Source organism: Pseudarthrobacter humi (genome assembly GCF_024294965.1).
In the GTDB taxonomy this organism is placed as follows: Bacteria; Actinomycetota; Actinomycetes; order Actinomycetales; family Micrococcaceae; genus Arthrobacter; species Arthrobacter humi.
Window position 1 is genome coordinate 1 of record NZ_JANCLV010000007.1, and the last position, 12,544, is coordinate 12,544.

10 protein-coding genes are annotated in these 12,544 nt (G+C 56.1%); 9 read left to right on the plus strand and 1 reads right to left on the minus strand.

The window, feature by feature from the left end:
• Positions 1-136 precede the first annotated feature (136 nt).
• From NFC73_RS11495 to NFC73_RS11520, 6 genes are all read left to right on the plus strand, one after another.
• Complete coding sequence (locus NFC73_RS11495) at positions 137-2,554, plus strand: Z1 domain-containing protein (protein WP_254750300.1); 2,418 nt, start codon at positions 137-139, stop codon at positions 2,552-2,554.
• Complete coding sequence (locus NFC73_RS11500) at positions 2,547-3,548, plus strand: PD-(D/E)XK motif protein (protein ID WP_254750302.1); 1,002 nt, start codon at positions 2,547-2,549, stop codon at positions 3,546-3,548. The genes NFC73_RS11495 and NFC73_RS11500 overlap by 8 nt, the downstream gene beginning before the upstream one ends.
• The gene (locus NFC73_RS11505; protein ID WP_254750304.1) at positions 3,538-5,079 is read left to right on the plus strand and encodes an AIPR family protein; all 1,542 of its coding nucleotides are present in this window, start codon (positions 3,538-3,540) and stop codon (positions 5,077-5,079) included. Before NFC73_RS11500 ends, NFC73_RS11505 begins: the two co-directional genes overlap by 11 nt.
• Before the next feature lie 155 nt (positions 5,080-5,234).
• Positions 5,235-6,791, plus strand: a complete 1,557-nt coding sequence (gene istA, locus NFC73_RS11510; protein WP_254750306.1) for an IS21 family transposase — start codon at positions 5,235-5,237, stop codon at positions 6,789-6,791.
• A complete protein-coding gene (locus tag NFC73_RS11515; protein ID WP_305884510.1) occupies positions 6,788-7,537 on the plus strand; it encodes an ATP-binding protein in 750 nt (249 codons plus the stop codon). Before istA ends, NFC73_RS11515 begins: the two co-directional genes overlap by 4 nt.
• A 116-nt stretch (positions 7,538-7,653) precedes the next feature.
• On the plus strand, positions 7,654-8,187 hold the full coding sequence (locus NFC73_RS11520) for a hypothetical protein (RefSeq protein ID WP_254750308.1): 534 nt from the start codon (positions 7,654-7,656) through the stop codon (positions 8,185-8,187).
• On the opposite strand, the gene NFC73_RS11525 is transcribed toward NFC73_RS11520, so the two are convergent.
• On the minus strand, positions 8,184-9,713 hold the full coding sequence (locus tag NFC73_RS11525; RefSeq protein WP_254750310.1) for a DNA cytosine methyltransferase: 1,530 nt from the start codon (positions 9,711-9,713) through the stop codon (positions 8,184-8,186). The two genes, NFC73_RS11520 and NFC73_RS11525, sit on opposite strands and share 4 nt — an antisense overlap.
• Before the next feature lie 770 nt (positions 9,714-10,483).
• On the opposite strand from NFC73_RS11525, the gene NFC73_RS11530 reads away from it, so the two are divergent.
• The 3 genes from NFC73_RS11530 to NFC73_RS11540 are packed head-to-tail and all read left to right on the plus strand — an operon-like array spanning position 10,484 to position 12,170.
• Positions 10,484-11,152: a hypothetical protein gene (locus NFC73_RS11530; RefSeq protein ID WP_254750312.1), complete on the plus strand. Its 669-nt coding sequence runs from the start codon at positions 10,484-10,486 to the stop codon at positions 11,150-11,152.
• Positions 11,152-11,691, plus strand: coding sequence for a hypothetical protein (locus NFC73_RS11535; protein ID WP_254750314.1), 540 nt, complete (start codon positions 11,152-11,154; stop codon positions 11,689-11,691). Before NFC73_RS11530 ends, NFC73_RS11535 begins: the two co-directional genes overlap by 1 nt.
• The gene (locus NFC73_RS11540; RefSeq protein WP_254750316.1) at positions 11,691-12,170 is read left to right on the plus strand and encodes a hypothetical protein; all 480 of its coding nucleotides are present in this window, start codon (positions 11,691-11,693) and stop codon (positions 12,168-12,170) included. Before NFC73_RS11535 ends, NFC73_RS11540 begins: the two co-directional genes overlap by 1 nt.
• The last annotated feature ends 374 nt before the right edge of the window (positions 12,171-12,544 follow it).

The following is a 12,544-nucleotide window of genomic DNA, read 5'->3' on the forward strand; positions in this document are numbered from 1 at the left end:
CTCCCCGACGTAATTCTCCAGCTCGACCCGCAGCCCAGTCTCTTCCATTCCCACGCAACGAAATTAACAGGTCAGGCCCGCGATTAAAAGCCCCTCGCCGAAAACCTAACAAAGTACTACTAGGGTCCTAGAAAAAATGGAGGAGTTTACTGACGAAATCCTGGACTACGTTGGAGATCCCACGGCGCTTGGGCCATGGGCCCGAAAAGGCCTAATCATCGGCGATGTGCAGTCTGGCAAGACGCAAACCTACTTGGGGCTTCTCAACAAGGCAGCTGACGCCGGTTATCGTCTAATCGTATTGTTGGCCGGCAACACAGAATCGCTGAGGCAACAGACGCAGATTCGTGTCGACGAGGGGTTTCTGGGGAAGGATTCGAGTCGCAATGTTTTGAGATCCGGAACCGGGGCGGCTGCAGACAGGTTTGTTGGTGTCGGACGGCTTAACAAGCAGCTGACGTATGCCACTGGTATGACAACCGTGGTTCAGGATTTCTTACAGGCCAGCAAGGATGCGACCAGCATCAGTGTCTCAGAGGAGTCGCCCAACCCCTTCATATTCGTCGTAAAAAAGAACGTCCATGTGCTTGCGGCACTCATCGACTGGACGAACGACCAGCCAAAGTCGCATGGACGGATCGATCTCCCGCTCTTGTTAGTTGACGACGAATCTGACTATGGCTCTGTCAACACTGGCAAGGAAGACGATCCAACGAAAACGAACTTCCTCATCCGAAAGCTTCTAGGCAAGTTTTCCCGTAATTCATACGTTGCCATTACAGCTACCCCATTTGCCAACATCCTCATTGACCACAACGCAGAGACCGTCAATGACGGCGAAGTACACCCTGACCTGTTTCCGAAGGACTTTGTATACGGTTTGGAGGCTCCCACAAACTATGTGGGTGCCATGAAAACTTTTGGCACGGAGGACGACGTGAACAACGAGAACGTCATAGACCTCCATGATGTTGAGCCGTTGCTCCCGCTTAAGCACAGGCAGCACCACGCGATCCATTCCATACCTGACAGCCTGAGGACCGCGATTCGCGTCTATGTTGTGGCGAATGCGGTTCGTGATCTTCGAGGACACGAAGACAAACGCCGCGCGATGCTCATCAACATTTCCCGATTCAAAAAGGTCCAGATGCATTTGCATGAGTTGGTGAAACATGAACTTGATGTCATAAAGAATGCACTCGAAGCGCATGCCATCCTCTACAACGAGGGCGTCCAAAACCACATTATTGATGATCTGAAGTCCACCTTTGAGGCTTTCTACGCAACGGCGGAGTTTAATTGGGCGGAAGTCTTGGCGTCGCTACCGAGCTCTGTCACTGAAATTACGGTCAGGACTTTCAATTCGGATACCGAAAAGTTGCTCAAGGAACAGCAACAAAGTGCTGAGATGCCGAAGCGTGTGATTGCCATAGGAGGCGACGTCCTTAGCCGGGGTCTCACACTTGAAGGTCTCATGGTCAGTTATTACTATCGAAACGTCCGAGCAGCTGACACCATGATGCAGATGGCTCGTTGGTTTGGCTACAGGGACGAGTACGAAGATCTCTGCCGGATCTGGATTGATCCAGGAGTTGCCGCCGATTACCGGTTCATTGCTGACGCTGTAGCCGAGCTGCGTTCCGACCTTAAACTCATGCGACGCCAGTCTCTGACTCCCTTGGACTTCGGCCTGTCCATTCGCATGCATCCCGGGGCCCTTTTGATTACAGCAAAAAACAAGTCCAAATCAGCTGCAGTGGAACCTAAAGTGATTAGCCTCATAGGACGACGCATCGAGACGTCGAGACTTGACTCGAGAAAAACGACCATAAGGGACAATAGGGATGCTGCCATCTCCCTTGCCGAGACGCTTACCCGAACCTTCGGCCAATCCGAGGAAACCCAGCGCGGCTACCCACGCTTCGCAGACGTTCCGCAAGGCACGGTCGCCACATTCTTGGACGAATACACGGCTCACAAAATGGATGAGCTTTTTTACGGGAACTCCATTAGCAAGTTCGTGAAGAACAACAAGTCGGCCAAGTTCTCTTCGTGGGACGTCGTTTTCGTCAACGGCACGAAGACTGTCGACTCCGAAGAGTCGTTTGGCGGTGTGAAAATCCATCCTCCTAGGCGAACTATGACCATTGGAGCCACTGAGGAATTGCTAGTGTCTGGAAAGAGCAGCAGGCTAGCGGGTAGCGACGACCTGAGAAAAATACTGGATGCCTCTCTGGACGAATCACTCAACGAGGGTTTCAAGCTCGAGTACGAGGGCAAGCAAATCCCCGAATCAGCCATCTATCAGCACCTTTCAAAACCTACGTTGCTCGTCTATGTTCTGGTGCCGAACTTCAAGGACTTACCAGACAAGGACCGCAAAAAAGTTGCGAGCCTTGAACATGAGCGGATCGTAGGGATCAAGCTCGCATTCCCTGGCGACCGTCTCGACATAAACAACCGCGATGGCGACGTTCGCTACCTCATCAATACAGTTGCCCAGCAACAGTGGTTCGTCGAGTACGCGGGGACTGACGAGGATGACGATGTCTAACCCCGTTGAAGCGGCTTGGCTAAGCGCTATCGAAACGAAACTGCCCAGAACGTTTGAGATCGATCCAAATCTCGAGCTTCGCCTCGTATGCGGCACTGACCAAGCGGGGCAGCCGATGTTCTGTTCCATCAGTAGCCTTAAACCCGGAATTCCGGAGCTGTCCGATGCCGTCGACGTCACTCGGACACAGAGAACTATCGACGGCAACTGGGTACTTCTGCTGACGCTCAGGACGCCCAAATTCACTGACGTGTTCGTTCAGCTCTGTGCGCACATCGTGGACTGCGTTTCCGAGACCAGTTCTGAATCTCAAGGACTTTCTGCGTTCATCGCGAGTGTCGAGGACTGGCGCACCCTCCTCCAGGCCGGCCCGAGCCAGCGCCTTTCGTTGGAAGCCACGCGCGGTCTTTTCGGCGAGTTGTGGGTGGGTTTCTGGAAGCTGGTCCCGACCTACTCTATTCCTCACGTGATGGAGGCTTGGCGCGGGCCGTTTAAAAGTGATCAAGACTTTCAATTCCCAGGCGGGCCTCTCATCGAGGTAAAGACTGTTCACAGCCGGGCGCGACGCATACAGATTTCGTCAGAAAACCAACTCCATCGACTAGCAACGGAGCACTTGTACCTTTGCGTCGTATCTGCTGATGACGCCTTGGCGGAGACTCCTGGAGCCATGACAGTTCCCGAGCTCCTAGACGAGACAGAAAGACTCCTCGAAGGCGCTGGCGTGCCTCGATTTGAACTTACGAGCCGGCTCGCCGAGCTCCGCTTCGATCGATCTGATGACATCTACGCCGACATGCACTTCCTCGCCACAGGTGTTCGATACCTTGAGGTGCGTGATTCATTCCCCCGCATTGAGCCCAGCATGCTACCCGACGGCGTAAGCCGGGTCTCGTACGCTCTGGACTTGGCAGACTTGGCCTCATATGAATGCGAGTTTCCACAGCTGGAGTTAATAGAGATCCCGGGAAAGGCATCTTTCAATGAATCTTGAAGACTTCCACGCAGAATTGCAAAACACCGTCAATGCGAGAGCAGCAGTCGATAACGACTATACCTCCATGGCGTTCATGGCAGAGGTCTCTGAGCGCTTTGCTGAAGCCGGCGAAGTCGAAAACTTCACTGTTCTCCAGTTTGAGGGTTCGGGTCAGCGCAACAGGAAACTCTCCGTCAACGCATATGACCTAGATGATGCAGATGAATCGGTGTCATTAGCAGTGCTCCTGCACTCTAGCTCTGATTCCATCGATGTAGTTTCTGCCACAGAGGCAAAGAAGCGCCTCACGGCCCTCGAGAACTTCTTAACTGAAGCCGTTTCTGGACAATTTACTATCGGCCGTGAAGAAAGTTCGGCCGCCTATCAACTAGCCGAGGACCTCCACCGCAGGGGCAGAGCTGTCGCACGATACCGACTCTATCTAATTACCAACGGGCGCCTCAGCGACCGGATGAAAGGGGTCCCGTCCTCAGAACTCAACGGCGTGCCCATCGATTTCCACCTGTGGGACCTGCAAAGACTGCATCAAGTTCAGGAATCTCAGCAGGGCCGCGAAGCTCTTGAAATCAACCTGACGAAGTGGGTTCCCGAGGGTCTGGCTATTCTTGAAATATGCGGCGATTCTTCCGATTTCGCCACTTATATGGCCGCAGTCCCTGGGGCCCTAGTCGCAGATTTGTATGCACAATTCGGAAGTCGGTTACTCGAAGGAAATGTCCGCTCGTTTCTGAGCGGACGCGGAAAGGTCAATAAGGGCATCAAGACCACCATTCTCTCTGAACCTGAGATGTTCATGGCCTACAACAACGGCATCACAGCCACGGCCACTGGCCTAGTGCGAAGCTCTGACGGCCTGAGAGCTACGTCACTCACCGACCTTCAAATCGTCAACGGCGGCCAGACGACAGCATCTCTTTTCTACGTGGCTAGGGAAAACGGCAATTCTTCGGTACTCAGTGATGTCTTCGTGCCCATGAAACTGGTCGTCGTGGACCCCGAAAAGGCAGTCGAACTCGTGCCTAAAATCTCACGCTTTGCCAACAGCCAGAACAGAGTAAGTGAGGCGGACTTCTTCTCCAACAGCCCCTTCCACATACGGATAGAGGAGCTCTCGCGCAGACAGCTCGTCCCTGCCCGTCCAGGCGTCAGCTATCAAACCAAATGGTATTACGAGCGAACTCGCGGACAGTATCTCAACGAGCGAAACAAGCTCGCCACAATCGACGCCAACAAGTTTGTGGCCACACATCCACGAAGCCAAGTCTTCACGAAAACTGACGCAGCAAGATATGTGGTCTCTTGGGATCAAAGACCGCACGTCGTCAGCGCCGGCGCCCAAAAGAACTTTGTCGCCTTTGCGGAGAGCGTTGCCAAAATCTGGGAAACGTCCAATGACGAAATTAACGGACAGTATTTCCGCGACCTCGTCGCGAAAGCGATCATGTACGAGGAGATTCGAAGTTCGGTTGCAAAGGCAGACTGGTACGACAAGGGTTACCTCGCGAACATCGTCACTTACACTATGTGAATATTGGCTTCTGTGGTCTCCACTTGTGGTGCGGGTGAGCGCCATCGTCCGGTAGCGCGACTGGTGTGGTTGGGCACCACTGTTGGTGTGGTTGAGCACCACCTGAAAAGCTCCTTCCACCACGTGACGGACACATGGTGGAAGGAGTACCGGTAATGGTACGGAAGATCAAGGCGAAGCTGGTGTTGCAGCTGCGTAATCAAAGCCTGTCGCGAAGAGCAATTGAGTCCGCTCATGGGATATCCCGGCACAGCATTCAGGCGGTCCTCGACGCGGCGGAGCTGGCAGGTCTCGGTTGGGATGATGTTGCCGAGCTGTCGGAGGCCGAGGTGTATTCGGTGTTGTTTCCCGGCCGCGGGGTCCGCGAGAGTGTCTTTGCGCAGCCGGACTGGCCTCGGGTGCACACCGAGCTGGCCCGGGTGGGGGTGACGTTGAAGCTGCTGCACCAGGAGTATCTCGACGCGTCTTCTCGCGCAGGGCAGGCGGTGATGAGTTATGACCGGTTCTGCCGGCTCTATGGCGAGCATGCCGCCGTGACTGGGGCGTCGTCCCGGGTTGGTCACAAGGCCGGCCGCAGCATCGAGGTCGACTGGTCCGGTCCCACGATGCAGTTGCTGGATCCGACCACGGGTGAGATCTCGAAGGTGTATTTGTTCGTCGCCTGCCTGCCTTTCAGCCGGTATGCGTTCGTTGAAGCGAGCCTGGATATGCGGCAGGAGTCGTGGCTGCGCGCCCATGCGGCCATGTTCGCCTTCTTCGGCGGCAGCGTCCCGCGCCTGGTACCCGACAACCTGAAGACCGGGGTGATCTCCCACCCCCGCGAGGGAGAGGTCGTTCTCAATGACGCCTACCGCGAGATGGCGGCGCACTACTCGGCCGCCGTGCTGCCGGGCAGAGTTCGGGCTCCAAAAGACAAGGCGAGCGTCGAGAACACGGTCTCCCACGTCGCGACCTGGGTCATCGCAGGGCTCAGGCACGAGCAGTTCACGTCCCTGGCGCAGTTGCGCACCCGGGTCTATGAGCAGATCGATGCCTATAACCGGGAACCGTTCCAGAAACGCGCCGGGTCCCGGCTGAGCGTCTTCACCACCGAGGAGCTGCCGCTGATGCAGCCGCTGCCGGCAGCCCCGTTCGAGATCAGCACGTGGTCCTACCGGCGCAAGGTGAACAAGAACGCCCATGTGGTCTGGGCGAAGAACTTCTACTCCGTCCCCTTCAGCCACATCGGCTCTCTCGTTGACCTTCGCGTCACGGACACCATGCTGGAGGTCTATCGGGCTGATGAGCGCCTGACCAGCCACCTGCTGTTGCCGGCAAGCACGGTGAATCAGTATCAGACGAACGACGCGGACCTGCCCGAGGGACGCAGTTGGCAGGCCTGGGACCGGGCCCGGATTGACGACTGGGCAGCCCGGATGGGCCCGGCTACGGTGACGGTGATCGGCAAAATCTTCGAAGCAGCCTCCATCGAGGAGGCCGGCTACGACCCGGCGTTGGCGGTCCTGCGTCTGTCTCGTAAGTTCTCACCAGCCCGGGTCGAAGCCGCATGCCAACTCGCGCTGCGCGGGCCGATACGATCGCCCCGTTACGCCCACCTCAGACCGATCCTCGATACCGGGCAGGACAAGACGGGTCACGCCCCTGAGGAGCCTGAGGGCGATGATGGCGGATACGTCCGCGGCAGCGCCTACTACGCCAGAGGGACCCGTTGAGCCGCCTGGACGGTGAGACCAAACGCAAGCTCCGGGAGATGAACGCGAGCGAGCTGCTCGAGGCGATCGACACCCAGGACGAGACGCTGTCGATCAGTCTGTCGTTCGAAGAGCGGGTGAGGTTGGTCGTCGATGACGCTTACTCCACCTTCATGCACTCCAAGGTCGCCGGTCTGATCCGACGGGCGGGGCTGCGTTATCCGAACGCGGATTTGCGCCGCATCGACCTGCTCGACGAGCGCGGCCTGAACCGGCCGTTGCTGACCCAGCTCGGCACCTGCTCATTCGTGACCCGGCAGCAGAACGTCGTCTTCCAGGGGTTCACCGGGTCAGGGAAATCGTATCTGGGATGCGCGATCGCTAAACGCGCCTGCGAGCACCGCATCCGCGCCCACTACGTCCGCATGCCCGACCTCGAAGAAGCCTGGGTCGCCGCTCAAGACACCCCTGGCGGGGCCGGGAAGTTCCTTCGCAAATACGCCGCATTCACGTTGCTCGTCATTGACGAGTGGTTACTGGACCGGCCGACAGAGTCGATGCGCGGCATGCTGCTGGAGCTGATGGAGCGCCGTTACGGCGAAACGTCGACGGTGTTCTGCACCCAGTACTCGCAGAAGGACTGGCACCAGCGCCTCGGCTCCGGTGTTCATGCGGACGCGATCATGGACCGGATCATCCACAACACGATCTGGGTTGAGACGGGCACCTACAACATGAGGGAGCACACCGCGCTGGCCAGCGCGTAATCGATGACGGAGAGCGTCAGTGGCTCCCAGCCACACCATCACTGGCGCTCTCCCGCACGATCGGTGGTGCTGAACCGCACGATTGGGTGGTGCTCAAAGCCTCAAATACTCACACTATGGCCAAGCTGGCACACGAAATCGGCCGACAGGCGCCAGGGAAACACTTCAATTTCGCGGCAATTTGGCACAAGCAATCCCTAAGCGATGTGATGCTAACGACTGCCCTTGAGGTCGCAAAGCTTGTGTCCGAATCACTAACTTCGCCTACACGCAGGGTCGCGAACGTAACCGAATGGGCCAAATCCCAAGCATGCTGGGAAGCAGTACGCTCAAGGCCCTCCCCGTTGCCGGCAGATTTTCTCTCTGAGCTAGTAGATTCGTCCATTCGACTCGAGGCTCAGAATAATTCGAAAGCCACACAGAAAATTGACAATGGCATCGATATTCAAAAGCAGGTCTTCTCGACAACGAAGGAGGAATGGGAGAGTCTTCGCGCGTTTGCTGTAGCAAACCGCGTCGCTGGCCCCACTGACATCGGGATCCTTGACATTGTCACCGGGCGCAAGAGCGGATTCCCATCCGAGCGGCAGAGCGCCCGATTGATCGCAACCTTGGAGAAGGCGCGGGCGAAGGGCTTCGCTGATTTTTAGCTTCCGCTAACGTCCTTGTCGATGTTAAGGCGCAAGGTCTCGACTACCTTTTCCGCAATAAACCGGGCCAGCAAGGGCGGGACGGCGTTTCCCACTTGGTGGAATTGCATGGTTCGGCTCCCCTCGAAAAAGTAGTTGTCAGGGAATGTTTGCAGCCGCGCCGCTTCCCGCACTGTCAAGCTTCTCATTTGCGTTTCATCCGGGTGGATGTAGTAGTGACCGTCTTTGGAGATGTGAGACACGATCGTTGTGGAAGGCGAGTCCCACACCTGCACACGGAACCGATCCATAAACGGTGTGTTGTCCTTACCGATGTTTTTATGGTTCGGCAAGAGGTCCTCGGGAAGGTCAGTAAATTTGGGACTCTTACCCAATGTCTCGGCCTTCCAAGCTAGGTGCGCATATCGTTGAATATCAGTCCCCATATGGCTACGCGACTTGTGCTGGAGAGGTGACGTGACGCGGGAGTCCTCCACCCACTCTCTGTACGTCTTCACTGCCGTGTTTACTTCATGGGCATCCTTAATGACCGTGAAGTCCTCAGATTTTGTGTCTTCCACCGATTCATATCGCATGGCGACGGCTTCATTTCGTAGGGCTACCCATGCTTCGTCGCTATCGAGTTTGGCTGGAGATATGCGAGATCTGCAGCGGGGGAGATCACCCACCGCGTCCCTAACCGTCACTGGCGAAGCCTCCTCAAGGACTGTCCGGTCTGTTCGTTCAACAACGTCCGAACGAATGCCCAGCAGGATGATTCGATGGCGCTTCTGAGGTATGCCATACTTCTCGGCTGGGATGACAAAGTCTCGAGGCCGGAGCTTGTGCGGTTCTTCATCGACAACAAGCGATCGAATTTCATACCTCAGATCAGGATTTGGGTGGCGCAGATCATGGAGAATCTGGCTGAACATGCCCACGCCATTGTTCGTTGACGACAACAGTCCCTTTACGTTCTCCATCACGAAGACGGCTGGCCTGAACCGCTCGATTATGTGGAGGTACTCCTCATAAAGAAAGTGCTTGTGATCGAAAGCGAATTGGACGTCATTCGTCCTGCGGGAGCGGCCTGCCAAAGAGTATGCCTGACACGGCGGGCCGCCAATTAGGATCCAGTCGCCCTGTTCGTCCGCTCGAACTGCCTCAAGTGCTGACGCTATCTTGGCGTCCACTTCGTCGCGAGTCTTTTTCCCTAGCTCTACACGATGCACATGTTGGCGGGCCTCGGCCAACGCCACGGCCACTTCCTCGTGCTCTTCAAAGGTCTGACGGGACGTCTTGCCCGAGATGTAGTCATAGTAAGCCTGAGGCACGCGCCCTGAACGCTTTAGTGAGCGGTACGCCGATCGGAGCGTCAAGGTCGAAACGGCGTTGCTTTCCATCTCGAAGGAACCTACCGTTCGAAAGATCGGCTTGTCTTCGTCCTCACCTATGCTCGAAAAACCCTCGTTAAGGCCGCCCGGTCCCGCAAAGAGGTCAATGACGGGGATCGGAAGGTTGGACCGCGAGGGTTCTGCGTCTTTCATAGTCTGACCAAATTACCAGGTATTTCTCGCCCCAGTGGCATCCTGAGATCTAACGCGCCATGGACCCGGCATGCAGCACACCACCACATGACCAGCTCGTGTCCTGCCACTGCCTGGGTCGCCCTTGCTGACGATGAAGTCCACATGGTGAAGTCGGCTGGGGCGATGCCAGCGGCGGTCATCCAATCGGTATGAGAGCCGGCGGGTACTGGGGCTTGTGTTGGTGCGGGGCCCGGGACGGGGACAGGACTTGGAGTTGGCTCCGGCTGCTCAGACGCAGGCGGTTCAGTGCCCAGAGCCCTTATTTTGACGTTGGCTCGCCTGGGCAACCGGGACGGCATTGAGCGCGTCCCGGTTGCCTGAGTCTTAGCTGTTGTCTGGTTCGCCACCATCGAGGTGAAGTACGAACCGATGGCTGCTCCGATGAGCAGAACCAGGATGTGGTGTTCAATCGCGAGCAGAGCTAATTTTATTTGTTGCAATAGTAGACGCCTTGTTTATGTGCCCTGAATCATGCGCCAAGCGATTTGAAATGGCAAGGGTTAAGTTATACATAGAATGTGTCGCCCCCTAGCTATTGTGCGACGCCACGCTCAAAATCAACAATTGTCAGAAATTCATGTTCTAACAGGGTTTTTTGTGCGGCTCCGTCACGCTCAGTCCAGTGTTCGGTTTCTGCTCCTGTTTGATACGTCGCCGCATCTATCACGAAATACGCGGGGGCCGTGTCGGATTACCGGTATCCGAGGGGCCGGAGAGAGCATGGATGCATGACTGTAGGACAGTGGTTGCTGGCGTTCTTCTGGAACAACTCGGAACTGTTGGAGGGCCTCAACAAGTGGGGCGGCGTTTTCATGGCCATCATCGGTGCAGCCCTAACCGTTCCCAATGCCGTTCGCCTGCATCTCCAGCCCATCAAGACCGCCGGTCAGCGGGCCTGGCAGGTGATGCAGCAGGCACTGGGCCTTACAAAGCCCGTTACCGTTTCGCCGAAGAGCATTGAATCCAACTTTGGTGGCGTAGGAACCCCTAGCGTCATTGTCCACCCATCTTGGCCGGCGGAAGGTACCAACGACGAGCAACAGGCCTGGATTCGCGGCGAGATGCGCCGTGTCGAGGAACGCTTCGAGGACCACGTCAAAAACAATGAAAAGGTCATGCGCATAGTGAAGTTAGACCTCAAGAGCTTGGAAGAGCGGGTGTTTCAGACCATTGCCGGGCTTCAGGGGCAGTTAGATGAGAAAGAGACCGCTGCGATAAAAATTGACTCCATCGGCCTACTGCCGATCTTGTCGGGCATTATTTTGACCGGCGTTCCCGAGGAACTGTCTCACTGGGGAGTGTGGGGATGGGCTATCTTCGGCCTAGGATGCTATCTGACCGGGAATGCCATCTATAGGAGTAATAAGAGCGGTGCTTGGTCTGGCAAACTGTCCTGATGGATGGGGAGACGATACGGCTGATAGTCGTAGCCTTAGGAGCTATCATCGCTGGCCTGTCGGGTTCTTTGATTGCCGGCGCGTACAACAGCCAGAACACACTCGCGACCATTGAAGCCGCACGCTTGGCAGCGGAGACCGAGCTTGAAGCTGGCCGGGAGATGGAGCATGACCGCTGGCTGCGGGACCGAAAGATCGATGCCTACACAGCGCTCATCAATCAATTTCGGGAACTAGACCAGATGGTTCGTGAGCATCACTCTGGCATATACCTCAAGGGAACCTTTGACATCGTTCAAGCCAGCCGGAACATAAATACCCTTGAAGTGCGACTACTGGCACCCGTCAACGTTTCCGCAGCGGTTGCTGATGTAATACTCGCCATGCAGGAACGGTTCGACATCTTTATTGAGGATGCCCAAAAGGAAGCACCGGACTCATCCGCCTTTGATACTGCCACCGAGAAATTGGTGCAGAAGATGGACAGACTTGAACGCCTAATCAGCGAAGACCTCGGCGTGCCTGGTAAGGAATCCTGATGGACTTCAACCCGGATACTTGGGGAACCGTCGCTGACTGGGTCGGCGGCACGGGAACAACTGCAGCCTTTGTCGCCGCCGTCGTGGTAATTGCCAAGGATGCCATGGTGCGGAAGATTGCCCAAGCCCGCAAGGTTGTCTACGTCGCCGAAATAAAGACGGTCTACAGAACCACCGATGCATATGGCGTTACCCGTCCAGAAGAAATAACGCATTACGTCCTGAAGAATCTAAGCGATGAACCGATTTACCGGGTCTTCTTCTATGCACACACTGGGGCGATGGCCGCTGAGCCATTGGACTCGACGCCGGTGATCCTGCCTGGTGAGGCGTACGCATACGAGCTTGAAATCGATGAACCTCCCCTAGCCTGCTTCCGCGACAACTCAGACGTGGGCTGGATTCGCAATATTAAGGGCAAGGTGCACCCGTACCGTGGGCGGCCGCTTGAACAGGATTTTCCGATTTACGCAGAGTAACTTCCCTCTCCATAAACGTCAGCTGCATCTCCCTCATTGTTAGTTGGGTCGGCGGCATACTGAACGATTACGGTATCTATATCCCGGCCGTCTATCACCGCTTGAGCAAGTAGTCCCCGCAATTCAAAAATGCTTCCCGCCTAGCTGCCGCTTCTCGTTGGGCTAGGTCGTGCTTGTACTTTGCGCCAATCCAAGTCGCAGCGGTTGTGATGGAGCATTTGCCCTCTTTTACGGGCCCATTCCGGGCAGAACGCCAGGCACGCCACTTATGCTCAGTCATATAGCAAAGGAATATCGGAAGTGCTTATGTGAATACATAACCCCGGCAAAGTTGGTTTAGACGCCTTACTCCGCCGGGGTTTGTCATGTCTTAC